The organism is Paenibacillus sp. FSL H8-0315 (genome assembly GCF_038005365.1).
Taxonomy (GTDB): domain Bacteria; phylum Bacillota; class Bacilli; order Paenibacillales; family Paenibacillaceae; genus Paenibacillus_AQ; species Paenibacillus_AQ odorifer.
The window spans coordinates 5,609,648-5,629,678 of the sequence record NZ_JBBOTA010000001.1 but is presented as its reverse complement, the minus strand read 5'-3'; the positions used below and the strand labels follow the sequence as shown (position 1 = coordinate 5,629,678).

The window sequence follows — 20,031 nt, the reverse complement described above, 5'->3', positions numbered from 1 at the left end:
TCTCCTTCCATCCTTTAAATCTACTCGTTCAATGCACTCTTCAAGGCTTCCAGGTTCTGACGCATGATTCCTAAATAATCCAGGTTTTTACTGCGATCTTCCTCTGTTAATCCTTCAATTGGGTTTAGAACGGCTGCTTTGGCACCAATCTCTTTTGCTATTGTGTCTGCCACACTGGAGGATACAAGTGTCTCGAAGAAAATCGTCTTCACTTTATGCTCTTTCGCAAACTCCACAATCTTACTCATATTTGCGGCAGAAGGCTCCTGCTCCGGAGATAGTCCGGCAATCGGGACCTGAGTTAATCCATACTGCTTGGCAAGGTATCCGAAAGCCGCATGCTGAGTAATAAAATCCTTGCGTTTAGTATCCTTAAGACCGTCCTTAAATTCTTGATCCAGTTGCTCCAGCTTAGCTACATAAGCATCTGCATTTGTCTTAAAATCCTCGGCATGTTCAGGTGCGGCAGCAGCTAAAGCTGCTTCAATGTTACGCACTTCTTGAATGGCTAATGTAGGATTGAGCCACACATGCGGATCTAATCCACCGTGATCATGCGAATGCTCTTCATGAGCATGTTCTCCTTCTTCATGAGCATGCTCCTCTTCTTCATGAGCATGCTCTCCTTCTTCATGGTGGTGGTCAGCTTCTTCCTCTTCCGTGCCTTCCATGATGTCCAGACCCTTGCTCGCTTCTACAGTAATTAACGGAGTGCCAGATACACTTTCCAGCACCTGATCTACCCAGCCTTCCATTCCTGCGCCATTATAGATCAGCATATCCGCATCTGAGATTTCTGCCATATCTTTTGCTGTCGGTTCCCAATCATGGGGTTCGATTCCTGCTGGTATGAGTGCTTCCACGTCCGCCAGATCTCCTGCCACATTTTTGGTAAACTCGTAAATAGGATAGAAACTGACTTTAATATTTAATTTAGATGACTCCGGAAGGGCTGTAGCTTCTGCGGCTCCAGAAGCATTCGTAGTAGTAGAAGAATTAACAGCATTATTACCGCAACCGGCGGCAATAAGTAACGCGGACAGGGACAAAATGGCTAAATGATGGATTCTAAATTTCATGGAGAGGTGTAACTCCTTTACTGGAAATAGTTTTATGAATTCGCCGACGATTTCTTAGTCGGATCAGCTTCTGTACCAAAATTGCGATTAATAAGAACGATAGCAGTATAAGAGCAATCGTCCCACCAGGCGGTGTATTGATGTAATACGAGGCACTTAGGCCACTAAAAACGCCGAGTAATCCTACGCCGATTGAGATCAATATAGCTGTCGTAAAACCAGACGCTATACGCAAAGCAATCGAAGCTGGCAAAACAATAAGCGCTGAGACTAACAGCACTCCAACAACTGGCATCGCAGCAGCGACTGTCATTCCAGTTAGTACAGCAAACGAAAATGATAACCAGCCCACATGAACTCCACTGATACTAGCGGTCTCTTCATCAAAGGTCAGATTATATAAGGATCTGCGTAACACAATAAAATAGATCAGACCGATTACAGCAACCACAGCGATAATCTTTAGCTGAGTGTCGCTGACCGCAACGATGGAACCAAACAGATAGGAACTGAAGCTTTTACTTAAATTCTGCTTTAAGCTCATAAGTACAACTGCCAATGCTAATCCAGAGGTCATAATAATCGCTACCGGAAGCTCGCTATATGTACGATAAGAACGTCGAAGCTGTTCGATGACAATACCACCGAGAATCGCTACCATGAAGCCACTTAGTGCCGGATTAAGCTGTAGTATTGAGCCTAGTGCTACTCCTGCAAGCGAAACATGAGAGAGGGTATCCGCCATTAGGACCTGACGGCGAAGCATGAGATATACCCCGAGTAGCGGACCGATAATGCCAATTAATCCACCGGCCCAAAATGCACGTTGCATGAATTCGTAACTAAACATTGCCAACCCTCATTCTCCTTTCGTTCCAGGCTGATCAACGTATCCAGATAGGAGCTGGTCTCTTCCAGGCCATGCGTCACCATGATTACGGTCCGGCCGTGTTCACTGACATCATGGCGCATCAGCTTATAGAACCCAATACGACTGTCCAGATCCATCCCCGTAGTAGGTTCATCGAGAACCAATATCTGCGGCTGTTGTGCCAATGCTCGAGCGATGCAAATCCGCTGCTTCTGGCCGCCTGACAGTTCTCCTATCTTCCGGTCTCGCAAATGCCACATCTCCACCTGCTTTAAACTTCGCTCAACGATCTCGTCCTGCTCAGGTGTAAAGCGTCTAAATAATCCAAGCCTTGGATAACAACCCGAGCGAACCAGTTCGATCACCTTACTTGGGAACCCTGCGTTAAAAGAAGCTACCTGCTGTGGAACGTAGCCGATAACCATCTTTCCGTTATCTGATAACTCTTTATTCAACTGAACCGTTCCACTCCATGGACGAAGCAGGCCGAGCATTAGCTTCAGCAGGGTGGTTTTAGCAGCACCATTGGGTCCCGTTATACCAATAAACTGTCCGGTATGAATATCTAATGAGATATCATCAAGAACAGGTTCATCCCCATACCCGAACACTACATTCCGCATGGATGATAGGATCATCATGCCTCGCCTCCCTTCTGACTGATATTATGTCCAACCCAGATTAAATCGTAAGTTTTACGATTTAACAAATTTGATAATATCGTAATCATTACGATTTGTAAACCCAAAACTGAAAATTAATCGTAATAATAACTATTAGTCCTTTTTCGAATACAACAAAAATCCGGAATCCCACCTTCTGGATTCCGGATTTCCACCGTTAATTTACTAAGTATCTATTCCTCAGCAGCCGCAAGGAGTTCTTCAACAGGCCACGGAAGTGGATTGTTGAACTTTGTCCAATCCTGCTTCAGCTCCTCCGCTGTCAGCAGACATCTGTCCAATCTGGCTTCGAGTTGTGCCTGATCTATATTTACACCGATAAATACGATTTCATTTATTCTATCGCCCCACTGCTCGTCCCATTTTGCCCGCAGCTCAGGTTCGCTTTCCAGCACCTCCAGCTGCTGATCCTTAGGCATTGTAGCCAACCAGTAACCAGCAGGTCCGAACTGAATGGAAGGTCCTGCCTGACTTACAGTAGCTGCAAGATCACCTTTTGCCGCTACCCATGCCACCCCTTTTGCCCGAACGACCTCTTCCGGCCAGTTGCTAAAGAAAAAACTTAATCTTTGCGGGTGGAACGGTGTTCTCCGGCGATAGACGAAAGAAGAAATCCCGTATTCCTCCGTCTCAGGGGTATGGGTCTCTTTATTCAGCTCGGCGATCCAACCAGAGGATAAGCTTGTTTTCTCAAAATCAAACAATCCGGTATTTAGAATTTCCTTTGGATCTACTACGCCGTTAATTGTACGGATCAGCTTAGCAGACGGCTGAAGCTTACGCAGCACAGCTTCAAGCTTATTGAGTTCATCTTCTTTCAACAGATCGCACTTATTAAGCAGCAAGACATCACAAGTTTCGATCTGATCAATAAGCAGATCCACAATATCGCGGAAATCCCCTTCTCCAGCCGTTTGGTTGCGGTCCATCAGACTATCACCTGAGGAGAAGTCATGCCAGAAACGCCCAGCATCCACAACAGTCACCATCGTGTCTAATTGAGCAAGAGAAGTCAGATCAATATCCAACTCGGGATTGGCATAGGTAAAGGTCTGTGCTACTGGTACAGGTTCGCTAATGCCTGAGGATTCAATCAGGATGTAATCAAATCGCCCTTCCGCAGCCAGTTTTTGTACTTCGACAATCAAATCATCACGAAGTGTACAACAGATGCAACCATTGGACATCTCAACCAATTTCTCTTCAGTCCTGGAAAGCGTATTTCCGGACTTCACCAGATTCGCATCCACATTCACTTCACTCATGTCATTTACAATAACAGCTACTTTAAGACCGTCACGGTTGTGCAGAATATGATTCAACAATGTTGTTTTCCCAGAGCCCAAATATCCACTGAGCACGGTAACAGGGAGCTTTTTCAACTATACCACTCCTATCGTTTATAAAATCAAGATTAAAAACATCCGCCCTTAACGGGTTTCGCGATGTAAGGTTACTCTCTTTAGGCGTGGACAATATTTTTTCATTTCCATACGCCCTGGATGATTTCGTTTATTCTTGGTAGTGGTATAGTTGCGATCTCCTGTCTCCGTACATGCCAGAGTAATGATTACTCTCATCATTTCCATCTCCTTTTGATTAAATCGTAATTATTACGATTAACACATCGTACACGGTTTATTCACAATCTGTCAACTATGATCTTGTAAAAATTTCAACTCTCTTAATTTTGTGGTCTTTCTGGTGGACAAATTACGTATAGATGGAATTATAAAAAATATGATTCTTGTAATTCCTAGAGAATCAGGCAGGAGTGGAGATCATGAAGATACCAGTAATTATTTTGAGCGGGTTTCTGGGGAGCGGGAAGACAACTCTGCTGTTGTCCCTGCTGAAAGAGAGCAAGGTAAGAGGGCTGAATCCAGGAGTAGTAATGAATGAACTGGGCAAACGAGATGTGGACGGGTATATTTTGCAGGAGCATACCGGTACAGCTGTAACTAAACTGCTGGACGGATGCGTATGTTGTAGCCGTAAAGAGGATTTGGCAGATAGCCTGATGGTGCTGCTGAGAGGACGTCCAGATGCCATTTATATGGAGTTGACCGGCGTCGCCGATCCTGAAGAAATCGCCAAAACGTTGCAGGAAACTCCTCTACAGGATCTGGTGGAGCTGCACTATACCATCACTCTGTTAGATGCGGAAAATGCTCTGGAATATAACAGCAGACTCTCCTCTGACAAACAGCTCGTTCGGACCCTGCGTAAGCAGCTTTCCACAGCTGATCTTATTGTCGTTAATAAAAGTGATCTCGTAGAACCGGAAACCTTATGGCGAATTGAAAAGGGAGTTCGTAAACAAAATACGGAGGCTGAAATTGTGTACACCCATTACAGTGAAATCAACCTGTCTCCGATATTGTCAGGAATTATCCCACGTAAAATCATAGCTCCGGCTCCGCAGCGAGCGCCTCAAACCTTCAAAGGAGCATCATTGAAACAAATGCATTCAGAGCATGGGGGAACCGCTGTAAAAGAGCTGCATGAGGAGCAGCATGCTTCTTTCTCGCAGGTAACAGCCATCACGTTAACCATTCCGCAGGTAAGGACAACAATGCCTTCTAAAGAACGCCTAGAGGCTTTCTTTCAAGAATGGGGTGACAACCTATTACGTGCCAAGGGGCATATTCTTTTGTCCGAACAGGAGCCGGTTCAGCTTGTTCAATATGCGGGGATGCGTACTACCTGGGAAGCCTCTCGTTATCCTGGTATGCCTTATGTAGTGTTCATCGGGATGAATATAGATGAAGAACAGCTGGCAGATCGGTGGTCCGCCTTATTCGAGTTTTGACTACCTTTTCACCATTAAAAACACTGCCGTTGCTCCTCCCGATCTCGTTCCTGATTATCATTGGTTTTGTATGGCTGCCGTATCATCTGGAACTGTTGGATAATGCGTACATCGACACCTTCAAAACCGCTTTTATCGGCATATTGCTGGAAGCCTTGCCGTTTGTATTAGCAGGAGCATTGTTATCTTCACTGCTTCGCGTCTTTATCCCGGATGAAATGATTTCCCGGTGGATTCCGCGGCGACCTCTTCCGGCCATTCTGTTCGCATGTCTGCTCGGAATTATTTTCCCGGTCTGCGAATGTGGAATGATCCCACTCGTCCGCCGGCTTATCCATAAAGGTATGCCTGTTTACGTGGCTATCGTCTTTATTTTGTCCGGACCGATCCTAAATCCTGTCGTCTATGGGGCAACCATGACAGCATTTCGCAGCCACTCGGAGCTGGCCTATGCCCGTATGGGTCTGGCGTTTGTTGTAGCCTGTCTCATAGGCTTGATAATCTACGCAACGGTCAAAAAATCTCCCATCCGCCTAAATGTTCAGCGTGAAACGGGGGAAGCTCATCAGAATAATTCTCGCGGGGGAAAAATAGCCGCTGTCTTCGTCCATACCTCAGATGAGTTTTTTGAGATGGGGAAATATTTAATGATCGGCTGCTTGTTAACCGCTGGTATTCAGACATTTATGGTTCAAGACAGTCTGGCCGCGATCGGAGCTAAGCCGCTGGGGTCATATTTCTTCATGATGGGACTGGCATTTGTGCTCTCGCTCTGCTCCACCTCAGATGCCTTTGTAGCTTCCACCTTCGTACATTCTTTTCCATCTGGGGCTCTGCTCGCTTTTATGGTATTCGGACCCATGCTGGATTTCAAAAATTCATTGATGTTGCTCTCACTGTTTAAGACCAAATTCGCTCTTTATTTGTTCTTTCTGATCTTCGCAAGCGTGTTTGTTGGGGCGGTATTCATGTCCTTGTGGCTGTAATTCATAGAGGTGGTAAGCTGTTGCTTACAACATGGGTAGGAGGATAGAGCATGAATGACTCTCGTAGCATCCGGTTTCACTATTTGTTAAGGGCGGTCATTCTGCTCGCTTTCGCCCTCTATATCGGGCATCTGGTACAGCAGGACGCTTTGCATTATTATGTAGCTCCTAAACTGGCACGCTGGGTTCAATTATGCCCAATCCCGCTGACACTTATGGCGCTCAGTCTGACCATACAGGCTTTATTTGGCAAAGGTAGTGTTCTCTGTGACTGCGAGCATCGGCTCCCACATTCTTTTTTCAAAAGTACAGCGCTATATGGATTATTCCTTTTTCCACTGCTGCTCGGATTTCTTCTTCCTGATCGCGCATTGGGAAGTATGGCTGCTGCTAAAAAAGGAATCTCCCTATCCTCCTTGCCCACTGAAGCTAAAAATTCCGCGAGATTCGAGTCCATTGATCCTTACCATGAAGAGCTTACTGAGCTGGCCAAGATCCTTTATGCACAACCTGTGGTCCCAGTTTATTCGGCGATTTTCTCCGAAACTTTAGGTGCGCTTGAGCTGTACAAACAACAATTTGCAGGCAAAGAAATTACTATTTCCGGCTTTTTATATCGTGATCAAGGTGAACATTCAGAGAATTCTTTTGCCATAGGTAGATTTCTGGTCCAATGCTGTACTGCCGATGCTACACCTTTTGGGATATTAGTGGATTCCGGCAAGCTAAAAAGCCTGCCTACCGATACCTGGATAGAGGTCCGGGGCAAGCTTCAAGTTGTTCCCTATAAAGGTCAAGAAATTATGCAAATTAGTGCAGAGTCTATTACACCTATCAAACAACCCGTAACACCTTACATCTACACCAGTCCTGACTCTATCACCGCATGGAAGGAGCTAGAAGGCTCAACTAAGATTACTAAATAATCGCATCTAGCTCATCCTCATCATTCTCAGACTTATTAGGATTAAATACTTCTACCATAATACGAGCTGGAATACAGATAATTTGCTGTTTGGGTCTTGAGATGAACCCCATTTCCAAAGCGATTCTTAAGGGAGCATCAGAATAGGTCATTTGGATTCCATAATCAAACACCTTTAGCGTATTGTGACCGAATTTCGTTTGAATATCTATAATTTGTTCTTCTTTAGTCAAAGAAACGGTTTTGTACTCTTTACCGTCCACCGTAATTATAGCTTTCAAATCCCCTTGCTGATACTGCTCATTGCTGCTGTCCCACCACTTCATGCCATAAATCAAGCCCGCAGCTAACAAGGCTATCACAATAATTAAAATATCCCCGCGCTTCATTGTTAGCAAGATAAGAATCCTTTCATGACAAATAATATACGTAATGATTACGATTAATATCAATATATTAATCATAACCTTATTTGTCAATGATGCTCACCTAAACGAATTTGGGCAGACCACTCTCTTAATACCCGGTCGAGCTCTTTTATCGAGATGGGTTTAGAAATGAAATCCTGCATTCCAGCACTAAGACACATCATCTTATCTTCATCTCTGGCAAAGGCTGTAGCCGCAATGATGATTGGATTCAGCCCAAGCTTCTCACGTATGATTCCTGTTGCTTCTATTCCATCCATAATAGGCATCTGAATATCCATAAATACCAGATCATAATGATTGGAAAGCACAGCCCGAACTGCTTCCTCACCATTTAAGGCGATGTCAGGAACATATCCCCTCTTTTTCAGATACGCCTGCATAAGCTGCTGATTCACAGGATGATCTTCAGCAATAAGAATGGACATCGGTCCATATTCACCGGTAGTTAACTCTTTAACAGTGGATTTATCATTTCTGACCAAATCCGTTGAGGCGTTGACGGTCAATTTCTGATCCCATTCCTCTTTGGGTAGAGAAACCTCCACTGTAAAATAAAACTCCGAGCCTTCATTCTCACAGCTATTTACACCGATAGATCCGCCAAGAAGCTCGGCCAGCTTTTTACTAATGGCAAGGCCAAGCCCTGTTCCGCCATATTTACGATTGATCGACGGATGCAATTGCGAGAAGGATTGAAATAATAGACCTTGGCTGGAAACTGGAATCCCCAACCCAGTATCTTTTACGACAAATTTCACGATAAGATTTCCGGATGCCTCTGAGGCTTCTAGCATAACAGAGATACTGATTTCACCTGTCTCCGTAAATTTCACTGCGTTCCCAACCAGATTTACGAGAATTTGACGCAATCTCGCCCCATCAGTCATGATGACGGCTGGAAGCTCAGGAGATAACTCGCTAGTAAGTAAAAGCCCTTTTTCCTTAACCTTCGGATAAAACAGTTCACAAACGTTCTGTATCACTTCATGCAAATCCACCATTTGCAGTTCAAGCGTCATCATGCCTGCTTCAATTTTGCTGAAATCCAGCACTTCATTCAGAATATGAAGCAATGCCTCTCCGCTTTTGTTAATGATCTGTGTGTAGTAGCTTTGCTCTTCATCCAGCTCCGTCCCAGATAAAAGATCAGCCATCCCAATAATACCGTTCATAGGCGTACGCAGCTCATGGCTCATGATCGCTAGGAACTCCGATTTTGCCCGGTCCGCTTCCTCGGCAGACTCCTTCGCCCGCACAATCTCCTTCTCCTCCGTGATATCACGAAAGACGACAACCGCCCCAATCCGTTCATCACCATCAAACAGTGGGGTCATTCGATATCTGACTAAAAAGCTTGAACCATCCTGCCTCCAAAACACACCCTCCCTATCTTCAATAGTGAGATTATTGGAGCGCGAAGGAAGCAGCGTCTTCTGAATTCCTGTAAAAGACTCGTTATCCAGCCAGGTTTGGTGAATCGCATGAAATTTGCTGTTTCCCCACTCAGTAGGATCGAAACCCAACATAGTAATGGCTGCTGGATTAATGAACATCGTGTTGCCTTCAAGGTTCATCCCAAATATGCCCTCAGAGACCGAATTCAAGATCAGCGCATACTCGTTACTTAATTTCTGTATTTCTTCAAAATGACGCGTACGTTCCCCAATGTCGCGGGTTACACAGACAAGCTCCTGATTCCCGCAGGTCTCAGAGTAAATATACCGCAGTGTCGTTTCTGTCCAAATACAGGTTCCGTCTTTGCAAATAAACCGGAGAATAACAGGCTCAAGCTTCTTCCCCTCCATACAATTGCTGAGATATGAAGTTAATTTGATTCTGTCCTCCGGATGTATGTAATCAATCCCTCTAGTTCCGCACATTTCTTCTGGTGCATAGCCAAACATAGTCTGGCAGATGGGTGAGGCATACAGATAGGTAAAGCTCCCGTCCGCTGCATTACGTGAAATGAAGTCCATAGAATTTTCTGAGATCAGACGATAGTTCTGCTCACTTTCCCGCAGTTGTTCTTCCATTCGTTGACGTTCGGTGACATCCTGGGCTATCCCGCTGATCTGCAGCAGTCTTCCTTCTTCATCCGTAATCACTTCCCAGTGCGCATCCAGATATTTCAGCTCTCCATCCGCACTATGAATACGGACCGTTACTTCGCCATTAGTCCCATTCTCCATGGATTGATGTACTAACCGTTCAAGTCTGATGAAATCGTCAGGATCAATGCAAGCAAAAACACGTCTGTAATCAAAATAAGAATGATTGCTCTCATCTTCCAAAAAGCCAAAAATATTACGCATCTCTCTGGAAACCGTCAGCCGTGATTTTGTCATGTCCCATTCCCAGGATCCCATCTTCGCAAGGTGTTGCGCTTTAGCCAGCATATCCTCGTATTTCTTGCGCTGAGTAATATCGCGACCAATGGTTAATATCTGTTTAACGTTCCCCTGCTCATCACGTACCACTTGGGAAGAACTCTCGATCCACAAATAATGTCCATCTTTATGACGGGCTCTACGAGTAAATACGTCCGTATCGGAATATATCTTACCTTGTTCAATCATCTCTAGAGCATCATCTACGTGATAATACTCGGGTCTTTTGGTACCTATCATTTCTTGTGCGGAATAACCTAATAGCAGCTCCACTGAGGGAGATACGTAGTGCAGTGTCCCGTCAGGATCGCCAAAAGAAATCATATCCGGTGTATTTTTCGTAATCAAATTATATAACTGCTCATCTTCATGAATCTTTTGTTCAGCAAGTTTTCGGTCAGTGATATCCGTTAACTCAGAAATCAGGACATAGGGTTCACTGGAATTCTCCTGATAGATTAAAAATATATGTTGGGCTACCCAGATGATTTCTCCATCCTTACGCAAGAACCGCCGTTCTTTCTCTAATGCAGTCCCAGGCTCAGCTAACAAATCGTTCAGGATAACGGAATGATCGTTATTAGTTTTATCTTCCGGATACACAAGATCCAGATAATTTATATTCAAAAGATCTTCTTCTGCATAACCAAACATTTGGCATAGCGCAGGATTCGATTGTAATAACGTCCCATCCTTTGGAGAGACTACCGCAATCCCGATAGAAGACCGTAAGTATAGCTGTTTAAAAAGAAAATCAGACACCTGTAAGCCTCCTCTTTTGAAAATGGGGGACTATATTAACAAACTTGTAATAATTTCAGTATACCTTTTTTTCGGTAAATAAGCTTGATAGTTGAGTCCTAAATGATAGACTGGTAACTTTCGCAGTAAAACTCCGCAAAAATAAACAGCAAGTCTCCCTCTGAAAAGGAAACTTGCCGTGTGTGCATGTTACAACTCTAAAGTCCTATTCTATTATCAAATTTTCCAGCTGAAGCTTCTTAATTTTCTTACGGATAGGTGCACCAATAATTAAAAAAACAAGACCTAACAAAATCAACATTCCGCCCATTATTACGTTTACCATGCTGAGATTCTGTGATGAAAAAGAATAATTTATTACACCAATCATCACATTAAATAGGCCTAAAATCAACTCTAACCACATTACAGATTTCCATAACCTGTTGATTCGCTTATAGTGTTTTATTCTGGATTCCAGATCTGTGTAAATATCAAACGGACCTTCCACTGACTTCTTTCTAAGGTAAACCCAGCGCATGTAAGTACTCACACAATCTATACCGTTTTCCTCTAAAAACTTGATATATTTGATGCTATCCGGATGATCCGGCAAGTTATCTAAAAGCTCAATTCTATACGTGTACTCATTATTGGGGGTCTCTGTAAACACATATTTGCACCAAGATAATTCTGATAGAGCCATCCCCTTCGCAGACATTTCATTAAGCCACTGTTCTTCCTTCTCATAATCCCAAATCAGCTTGCGAACCACATGTTTCATTTGGACTCACCTCCAGTTATTCTCTTACCATTGGCTATCAATTCTTCCAGACGGATGATCTCTCCCTGAATCACTGACTTTCCTAAGCCGGTAATTTCGTATTCTTTTCTACGAGAACCTTGCTCCCCTTCCACTGCTTTTATCCAGCCTTTTTCCAGTAAAGTGTTAAGTGCTCCGTATAAAGTGCCCGCGCCCAGATCAACCCGACCGTTACTTAAGTCCTTCACATTCTGCATAATTGCGTATCCGTGCATTGCTGTATATAGAGACAATAAGATATAAAATACAGCTTCAGTTAATGCGCCTCTTTCTGTGCTTTCAGGCATTATTTCATCCCCATTCTATTACTGTTGTCGATATATCGGCTTCCGTAATACCATTATTACGGAAGCCGATATAATTGTCAATACAAAAACACCCATTTTTTCATCGCAGCGATTATGAGCGCAACAAAAAAAACGCCTAGCACTTAGCTAGGACGGATAGTTGGGGGGCTACTCAGCAGCTAGATACTCCCACCGTGGCACCTATTCCTTCCTCATTATGAAGTATCGGACTGAGATGCCGCTATTTCCGAAAAATAGCGTGTTTCAGCTTACGTTCGGACTCAGATGCAGCTATTCGTCTCCAAACACTCGCTTTTCACACGATTCCTTAGCAATAAGCGCTATGCAGTCCGAAACCTCTGTAAAATGTGCCAAAAATCAATAATAGCGGCCATACGGTCCGTTAGCAGACACTGTTCGTACATATACTAAAACTACAAAAGTCTATACAAAAAATAGGCCAGATAAGATATGTAAAAAAGGAACATACCCAACCTGACCTATTCTTTATTTTGTTCTGCATAGTTTTTTATGGTCTCTCTTTTGAGGCATTTTCAACCATGACACCTAATACATTTTTAAACGTTTGAAGATCCTGTTCAGAAATATTGGTGATCGTATCATCTTTAAACTTTTCGGCAACCGGCAGTAAATCGAGATAGATCTGTACTCCCTTATCTGACAATTCCAACTGCTTGACTCGCTTATCCGCATGGGTGCCAGAGCGATGCAAGAACCCCTCAGATTCTAATTTTTGAAGCAGCCTGACTACGCTGGGCTCTTTTATAGACATTTTATCTGCTAGTTCTCTCTGGGTAATGGATTCACTGGTATAGATGTAATACATCGCAATCCATTGGCTCCGGGTCATATTATACGGCCGAAATTCCTTTTCCAAGGCTTCCGCGAATATTTTTGCACTACGGTTTGCAATAAAGGCCATACAGTCATCTAAATTAAACAATGTTTACACCAACCAATCCCAACTGTTTTATCTTAAAATAATCAACTCTTTTCTAATTTATTATAGCAAAATATATTAAGGAAGCTGAACATACTTTTCAAGTGATCAAATAGTTCATTTATTTAGGCTGCAGTAGGGGATCCGTCTCCCGAGATACATAGAACAACTTATCCTTGATGCAACGCCCCAATTCCTAAACCGAATGCAGCTTCATGAATTACTTCCCCAGTAGTTGGATGGGCAAAGATTGTCTGTGTAATCTGTTGTTCCGTAAGCCCATTGGCAATCGCAAGTGTAAGGCTACTAATCAGAGAAGACGCATCGGGACCAATGATAGACCCTCCCACAATCTTTCCGGAGCCATTATCTTTGATTAATTTGATATAACCTTCCGGTTCATTCATAGTCAATGATTTTCCGTTACTTGCAAAAGATGCCTTACTCACGCGATAGTCCAGCCCATTCTCCTTACATTCATCTTCCAACAGCCCGACGCTGGCAATCTCTGGAGAGGTGAAAATTACATTCGGTACCGCGGAATAATGCATATCTTGGGATTCGCCGAGTAAGGTGTTTACAGCCGTAATGCCCTGATGTGAAGCAACATGAGCAAGCTGAATAATGTTAGTTACATCGCCAATCGCATACACATTCTCTACATTCGTACGCATTTGTTTATCAACGGCAATACCTTTACCACGTTCATTTAGTTGAATACCTGCTTTTTCGATATCCAGACCCTCTAGGTTAGGCTCGCGTCCAATAGCGACCAATACTTTTTCACTAACTAGCAGATGCTCACCCTCACTATTCTCATAGGTTACAATCGCCTGACCATCATCCGCACGTTGGATTTTGGAAACTTTGGAGTTGGTATGAATATGAATCCCAGCCCGCTGAGCTAAACACATAATTTCTACCGAAATATCACTGTCCAGCATCGTTAGCAGACGGTCCATAAATTCTACAACATGAACTTCAACTCCTAGGTTACGGTAAATGAAGGCGAATTCCATGCCGATAACCCCGCCTCCGATGATAGTTATTACCTTTGGTAACTCTTCGCAGGCGAGCGCTTCAGTACTGTTCATTACAAATGGCAGATCAATTCCTGGGATGTTCACCTTGGAAATCCTCGAGCCTGTTGCCACAATGATATTTTTTACTGAAATATGGTAACTATTTTCGCCGGTTACCTTCACTTCATGCGCCGATAGGAACGAAGCGTGGCCGCGAACAACCTGAACACCGTTTTTTTTCATTAAATAACCAACGCCGGAGACCAATTTCTCTTTGACTTCATTTTTACGACGAATAACCTGCTTCATATCCACTTGAAGATCAGATCCTGTTGTTATACCAAACAAAGAGGAGTTTTTTATTTCATGACAGATTTCAGATGATTTGACTAAAGATTTTGTAGGGATACAGCCAACATTTAAGCAGGTACCTCCTAATTCTTCTTTCTCAATCATCGCTACCTGAAGTCCTTTTTTTGCTGCATAAATAGCGGCAACGTAACCTCCTGGTCCTGCTCCAATGATAAGCAAGTCAGGGTTTATAGCATGAGTTTGTTGCACGGCGACTGCAGGTTGTGGGACAGATGATTGGACCGAAGCCTCCACCTGGATCGGATTTACTTCAAATAAGACTTGATTTGAGGCAATCTCGCTCCCCTCTTCAAATAATATATTGATAATAATACCCTCTTCTGCCGCTTCAATCGATCTGTTGCCTTTTCCAGTTTCAATCTGTACCAAGGTATCTCCTGCAGATATCTTGTCACCGATATTTACATTTATCTTGCCTGCTTTCCCCTTTTTGCCACCTGGAATCATAGACATTTTTATTTCCATCGTTAAGCTCCTCATATCCTTGAGGGGACTCATAAAGAGCCCCCTTAAGCGAATGTATTAGTGAATGACTACGCCTGCTTTTACCAGCTTCACACCGTTAGCAAGACAATCTCCAACAGGACATGTCTTCTCGATAAAGTCTGCAAAAGCATCTGCCTTTTCTTGGCTTTCGTTGGTTTTAAAATGCATAACAAAACGAATTTCTTGGAAACCATTTCTCACATCTGCAAGACCCATGAAACCATCCGGATCTAAGTCTCCTTCAAGTTCAACATAAAATTCTTCGAAGCTAAAATCGTTAGCGTCTGCAAAGGCACTAGCGACAATGGACTGACATGCACCAAAGGCACACAATAACGCCTCGACGGGATTCAAACCAACATCGGTCCCCCCCAAATCCTCTGGTTCGTCCATAATAATCTTAAAACCTCTAGAATTGGTTTCAACTTGCATTCCATTAGGCAGTTTTTTAGCTGTCGCTTTAAAAGTAGTTAACATATGTATTACCTCCTCCTTAAGATTGTGAAAATAATAACATAGTAATCGATGAATATCAATACTTAGCTAAGTAAGTATTTTTTCGAAGAAGAACTCGAACCTGATTCAATAAAAAAACAGGTTTCCAATCTACCTGAATAGGTAAATCAGAAACCTGTTTTTGTTGATAGGATGCGGTCAAGAGGACTCGAACCTCCACGATATTGCTACCACTGGCACCTGAAGCCAGCGCGTCTGCCAATTCCGCCATGACCGCATATTATGTAACTGGCGACCAAAACCGCCTGTACATAATACTATACTCCCTCTGCATTTAAAACGCAAGGTTTTTGTGTTATTGAAATAGGCTTCATATAGACTCATAGGTATAACCAATCAATATTATTCAGTTTATATATTTCTATTATAAAGCCTCATATGGTACAACATAGATAAAGTAAGGCGCTATGACGGAGATGTCGGAATAATCGATCAATAGAAAGGATGAATACTTATGAACCAACAGTGGAATACCCAAACCTATGATACTGATATGGCCTTTGTGTCTCAGTTTGGAGAATCATTGATTGAGCTGCTTCACCCACAGCCAGGCGAACAGATTATCGATTGGGGCTGTGGAACCGGGGATTTGGCGGCAGCCATTGCTGCTAAGGGCGCCACTGTGACAGGTATTGATGCCTCTGCCGAAATGATTCAGACAGCCCGTGACAAGCATCCCCATCTAAGCTTTGTCTTAGCTGATGGGCAAACTTATGTCGCGGAACAGCCAGTCGATGCTGTGTTCAGCAACGCTGCCCTTCACTGGCTAACAGACGCAAACGGAGCGGCGGCGTCCATTGTTGCCAGCCTGCGGGTAGGCGGCCGTTTCGTGGCCGAGTTCGGTGGACTGGGCAATATTGCTTCCATCGTCGCTGGCCTTCCACAAGCTTTTGCAGCCATTGGCTGTAGTCATAAGCTGCATTTGCCCTGGTACTTCCCAAGCGTTGGCGAGTATGCAACTCTACTAGAGAAGCACGGACTGACCGTGGACCTCGCCCTTTGTTTTGACCGGCCAACACCACTGGAAGGCTTGGAGCAAGGATTTCAGCGGTGGCTGAATACTTTTGCCGATGGAATCTTAAGTGTGCTCACACCGACCGAACGCGCAGAAGTTCTCTCTTCTATGGAACAGAAATTGAAATCCAAGCTATATCAGGACGGCCGCTGGGTAATGGATTATCGCAGAATCCGGATTGTTGCTTACAAACGAAGCTAGAATAGATAAGAAATACTTCTCATGTTCAATAGTCAAAAAAAGAGTGCACTGGCGCTTAATACGCGCTAGTACACTCTTTTTTACACGGGATCCTATTTTCTGTCTCCAACATACCGATCACTGCCAGCGCCAAGCCCGACAACCATCAACAGTACACTTGCACCCAGCAGTAAAATCAATGGCACCGTCCAGCTGTTCGTTACATCATGCAGCCAGCCGAATAATGCCGGTCCCATTGCTGCCAGTACATAACCCACAGATTGGGCCATTCCTGACAGCTCCGCCGCTTCTTGCGTGCTTCTTGTTCTTAGACTGAAGAACATCATCGCAAGACCGAAGGCAAATCCTCCGGCAATACCAAAGCATACCGCCCAGACAGCCATTAAAGCGCCGCTGCCTTGCCAGATGCCACCTAATGCGATGAAATAAAGAACAGCAGTGATTATAACTAGAATACGTTGGTTCTTCATCCGGCCTGCCCACAGCGGTACGAAGAAAGTAAAGGGTAGCTGTGCCAATTGCATGAGCGAGAGAAACCAACCCGCATTACTCGACGACATTCCCCGTTCACCGAGGAGAACCGAAAACCAGGCAATAAAGACGTAATAAAGCAGTGACTGTAAGCCCATAAAGATCGTGACTTTCCAAGCAAGAGATGAACGCCACATATTTTTGCTTGAGGCTGCACTCTTAGAGCCGGTTCCTTGATTAAGCTTACGCATTTGCGGAATCCAGAACACTGTTGCTAGAGCTGCGATCATAAACCAGATGGCCAAGGTTCCTCTCCAACCGAATCCAGCATTCGTTGCCAGCGGTACACTAATTCCTGAGGCAATAGCTGCGCATAAATTCATAGAAACCGTGTAGATACCTGTCATTAGCCCGATTTTGTGAGGAAACTTCCCTTTAATAAGACCTGGAAGTAGTACATTACACACGGCAATGGATAATCCAAGTATAGCAGTACCTGTGAACAACAGACCTGCTCCAGATCCCGAGCGAATTAGAATTCCCATAGCCAGCATGACCATGGCAACTAATAACACATTAGCTAAACCAAAACGGCGGGCCAGCTTTGGAGCAAACGGGGACAAGATGGCAAAAGCCAATAATGGTAAAGTAGTAATAGCTCCTGCTAGAGTATTGGATAAGCCGAGGTCATCCTGAATCAATTGTATTAATGGACCCACAGAAGTAAATGGAGCCCGCAGCGCTGCAGCGATAAAAATAATTCCCAGCACAAGTAGCCAGCGATCATATTTGCTGTCCATTAAGCTATTATTCTGAATGTGTCCTTCGCTTTGTGAAGCTTTCATCGTGTATCCTCCTAAATTACAAACAAATAACCCCGCCAAGCACAGAGCTTGTCAAGGATTTGAAATATTTTAAACACTATGAACCATCATCTACTATTCTATTAGAAGTTACAACCCTTAAGTAATTTTATACCCGAATTATTGACAAAACCGCTGACCATCTTTAGTATCCATATCATCGGGTAGTTGAGAATCAATTTCATTTGAACTCATATTTAAACCACAGAAAAGAGTGAACAGAATGCTTCGAAGGTTTTTTTCCTACTATCGTCCGTATAGAAAATTATTTATATTGGATTTCTCCTGCGCTGTTTTTGCGGGACTGCTAGAACTGGCTTTTCCGGTAGCCGTCAATAAATTTATTGATGATTTGCTTCCTGGTCAAGATTGGCCGCTTATTCTTATCGCTTGTGTTGCGCTGCTGGCGATTTACGCCTTAAATACGGTGATGCAGTATATTGTCACCTACTGGGGTCATATGCTGGGCATAAATATCGAAACTGATATGCGCAAAAAAATGTTTGACCATATTCAGAAACTCTCGTTCCGATTCTTTGATAATAATAAAACAGGCCATCTAATCGGAAGAATCACCAATGACTTAAATGATATCGGCGAAGTGGCGCATCACGGTCCTGAGGATGTATTTATTGCAATCATGACCCTTGTCGGAGCCTTTCTCCTAATGGCTGATATTAATCTGAAGCTGGCGATTATTACTTTTATTATCGTTCCAATTATGGCTTGGGTAATCATCTACTTCGGCCGCAATATGACTTCAACTTATCGCCAGCTATTTGGAAATGTAGGCAGTTTCAATGCCCGTATCGAAGACAATGTCGGCGGGATTCGGGTCGTGCAATCTTTTGCCAATGAGCAGCATGAACAAGAACTATTCGCAGTAGATAATCAAATGTTCCGCAAAACAAAACTTATGGCTTATAAAATCATGGCTAGAAGCTTGTCCGTCAGCTATATGATGACCCGCCTCATTACTATCCTGGTGATGATCTGCGGCGCATGGTTCTTTATCAATGGCGAGCTGCAAATCGGTGAATTTGTGGCGTTTATCTTGTTGTCTAATATCTTCTTCCGCCCTATCGAGAAAATCAATGCCGTGATCGAAAGTTATCCTAAAGGAATTGCCGGCTTCAGACGTTATCTGGAGATCATTGACACGGAACCTGACATCAGTGACAAACCGGATGCCGTGGAGATCAACGCTTTGCGCGGTGATATTACATTCCAGGATGTATCTTTTGGATACGAAGAGAATCGTCCGGTTCTGCAAAATATAAGCCTTAACGTAAAGGCTGGCGAAACCATTGCCTTTGTTGGGCCGTCCGGCGCAGGCAAAACAACAATCTGCAGCCTGCTTCCGCGCTTCTATGATGTCACAGCCGGGGCCATCACGATTGATGGCATCGATATCCGTGACATGAAGCTGGAATCGCTGCGCAAACAAATCGGGATCGTGCAGCAGGATGTTTTCCTGTTCTCCGGGACAATTCGCGAGAATATCGCCTATGGGAAACTGGATGCAAAGCTGCCTGAAATCTGGGAAGCTGCGCGACGTGCTCATCTGGAGGAGCTCATTCAGAATCTGCCAGATGGAATGGAGACAGTCATCGGGGAGCGCGGTGTGAAATTGTCCGGTGGACAAAAGCAGCGCCTGGCTATCGCTCGCATGTTCCTCAAGAATCCGCCGATTCTGATTCTGGATGAAGCTACTTCCGCGCTGGACACAGAGACCGAAGCCGCGATTCAGCAATCCCTGGCTGATCTGTCCGTAGGCAGAACCACACTCGTCATCGCTCACCGTTTGACGACGATCAAAAATGCCGACCGGATTATGGTCGTGAATGAAGAAGGAATCGCTGAACAAGGCAGACATGAGGAATTAGTCCATGCTGGTGGAATTTACAGCCGTCTGCATCAGGCACAATATAACTTTTAAAAAGTAATTTGCCACAGCTGGGCAAAAATGAAGCAAGCCTAGTCACCATGTTTTTGGCGACTAGGCTTGCTTTTTCACGTAACTCCTCTATTTGCAGCAAACGTGATGCTTGATTAAGGAATTCCTCCCTGATTTTCTTTGGTTTATTGCTCTAATCCTT

At 44.0% G+C, this 20,031-nt stretch carries 18 protein-coding genes and 1 tRNA gene; 5 read left to right on the top strand and 14 right to left on the bottom strand.

The features are described 5' to 3' along the window. Positions 1-20 precede the first annotated feature (20 nt). The 5 genes from MHB56_RS24305 to rpmG all read right to left on the bottom strand — a co-directional run bounded on the left by MHB56_RS24305 (position 21) and on the right by rpmG (position 4,213). On the bottom strand, positions 21-1,079 hold the full coding sequence (locus tag MHB56_RS24305; RefSeq protein WP_341144098.1) for a metal ABC transporter substrate-binding protein: 1,059 nt from the start codon (positions 1,077-1,079) through the stop codon (positions 21-23). After that, complete coding sequence (locus tag MHB56_RS24300; protein ID WP_076184340.1) at positions 1,069-1,935, bottom strand: metal ABC transporter permease; 867 nt, start codon at positions 1,933-1,935, stop codon at positions 1,069-1,071. Before MHB56_RS24300 ends, MHB56_RS24305 begins: the two co-directional genes overlap by 11 nt. Continuing rightward, positions 1,881-2,588 (bottom strand): metal ABC transporter ATP-binding protein, encoded by a 708-nt coding sequence (locus MHB56_RS24295; RefSeq protein WP_076125071.1) that lies wholly within the window; start codon positions 2,586-2,588, stop codon positions 1,881-1,883. Before MHB56_RS24295 ends, MHB56_RS24300 begins: the two co-directional genes overlap by 55 nt. Positions 2,589-2,806: 218 nt before the next feature. After that, positions 2,807-4,015 (bottom strand): GTP-binding protein, encoded by a 1,209-nt coding sequence (locus MHB56_RS24290; protein ID WP_076125069.1) that lies wholly within the window; start codon positions 4,013-4,015, stop codon positions 2,807-2,809. A 48-nt stretch (positions 4,016-4,063) separates the two neighbouring features. Next, positions 4,064-4,213: a 50S ribosomal protein L33 gene (rpmG, locus tag MHB56_RS24285; protein WP_076098468.1), complete on the bottom strand. Its 150-nt coding sequence runs from the start codon at positions 4,211-4,213 to the stop codon at positions 4,064-4,066. Positions 4,214-4,416: 203 nt separating this feature from the next. Here rpmG and MHB56_RS24280 point away from each other — a divergent pair, with 203 nt between their 5' ends. The 3 genes from MHB56_RS24280 to MHB56_RS24270 are packed head-to-tail and all read left to right on the top strand — an operon-like array spanning position 4,417 to position 7,357. Continuing rightward, complete coding sequence (locus MHB56_RS24280; RefSeq protein ID WP_036679372.1) at positions 4,417-5,445, top strand: CobW family GTP-binding protein; 1,029 nt, start codon at positions 4,417-4,419, stop codon at positions 5,443-5,445. Further along, positions 5,442-6,431, top strand: a complete 990-nt coding sequence (locus tag MHB56_RS24275) for a permease (protein ID WP_076278626.1) — start codon at positions 5,442-5,444, stop codon at positions 6,429-6,431. Before MHB56_RS24280 ends, MHB56_RS24275 begins: the two co-directional genes overlap by 4 nt. 50 nt (positions 6,432-6,481) lie before the next feature. Beyond that, complete coding sequence (locus MHB56_RS24270; RefSeq protein ID WP_076191309.1) at positions 6,482-7,357, top strand: TIGR03943 family putative permease subunit; 876 nt, start codon at positions 6,482-6,484, stop codon at positions 7,355-7,357. On the opposite strand, the gene MHB56_RS24265 is transcribed toward MHB56_RS24270, so the two are convergent. From MHB56_RS24265 to MHB56_RS24230, 8 genes are all read right to left on the bottom strand, one after another. Further along, positions 7,350-7,745: a NusG domain II-containing protein gene (locus MHB56_RS24265; RefSeq protein ID WP_036679457.1), complete on the bottom strand. Its 396-nt coding sequence runs from the start codon at positions 7,743-7,745 to the stop codon at positions 7,350-7,352. The genes MHB56_RS24270 and MHB56_RS24265 overlap by 8 nt on opposite strands. A gap of 86 nt (positions 7,746-7,831) precedes the next feature. Next, on the bottom strand, positions 7,832-10,936 hold the full coding sequence (locus MHB56_RS24260; protein ID WP_076278625.1) for a PAS domain-containing hybrid sensor histidine kinase/response regulator: 3,105 nt from the start codon (positions 10,934-10,936) through the stop codon (positions 7,832-7,834). A gap of 205 nt (positions 10,937-11,141) precedes the next feature. Beyond that, positions 11,142-11,699 (bottom strand): DUF2812 domain-containing protein, encoded by a 558-nt coding sequence (locus tag MHB56_RS24255; RefSeq protein WP_076278624.1) that lies wholly within the window; start codon positions 11,697-11,699, stop codon positions 11,142-11,144. Then, positions 11,696-12,025 (bottom strand): PadR family transcriptional regulator, encoded by a 330-nt coding sequence (locus tag MHB56_RS24250; RefSeq protein WP_341144097.1) that lies wholly within the window; start codon positions 12,023-12,025, stop codon positions 11,696-11,698. Before MHB56_RS24250 ends, MHB56_RS24255 begins: the two co-directional genes overlap by 4 nt. A 529-nt stretch (positions 12,026-12,554) precedes the next feature. Continuing rightward, entirely contained in the window at positions 12,555-12,989 is a 435-nt protein-coding gene (locus MHB56_RS24245; RefSeq protein ID WP_076133667.1) for a MarR family winged helix-turn-helix transcriptional regulator, read from the bottom strand. Between the two features lie 167 nt (positions 12,990-13,156). After that, entirely contained in the window at positions 13,157-14,845 is a 1,689-nt protein-coding gene (gene lpdA, locus MHB56_RS24240) for a dihydrolipoyl dehydrogenase (protein ID WP_341144096.1), read from the bottom strand. Positions 14,846-14,902: 57 nt separating this feature from the next. Further along, the gene (locus tag MHB56_RS24235) at positions 14,903-15,343 is read right to left on the bottom strand and encodes an OsmC family protein (RefSeq protein ID WP_076125055.1); all 441 of its coding nucleotides are present in this window, start codon (positions 15,341-15,343) and stop codon (positions 14,903-14,905) included. Between the two features lie 172 nt (positions 15,344-15,515). Next, positions 15,516-15,599, bottom strand: a tRNA-Leu gene (locus MHB56_RS24230). Between the two features lie 237 nt (positions 15,600-15,836). Here MHB56_RS24230 and MHB56_RS24225 point away from each other — a divergent pair. Next, a complete protein-coding gene (locus tag MHB56_RS24225) occupies positions 15,837-16,598 on the top strand; it encodes a methyltransferase domain-containing protein (protein ID WP_076184332.1) in 762 nt (253 codons plus the stop codon). Positions 16,599-16,690: 92 nt separating this feature from the next. Here the strand turns inward: MHB56_RS24225 and MHB56_RS24220 are convergent, their stop codons facing one another. Next, on the bottom strand, positions 16,691-17,869 hold the full coding sequence (locus MHB56_RS24220; protein ID WP_248549329.1) for a CynX/NimT family MFS transporter: 1,179 nt from the start codon (positions 17,867-17,869) through the stop codon (positions 16,691-16,693). A 286-nt stretch (positions 17,870-18,155) separates the two neighbouring features. On the opposite strand from MHB56_RS24220, the gene MHB56_RS24215 reads away from it, so the two are divergent. Then, the gene (locus MHB56_RS24215; protein ID WP_076125049.1) at positions 18,156-19,871 is read left to right on the top strand and encodes an ABC transporter ATP-binding protein; all 1,716 of its coding nucleotides are present in this window, start codon (positions 18,156-18,158) and stop codon (positions 19,869-19,871) included. The last annotated feature ends 160 nt before the right edge of the window (positions 19,872-20,031 follow it).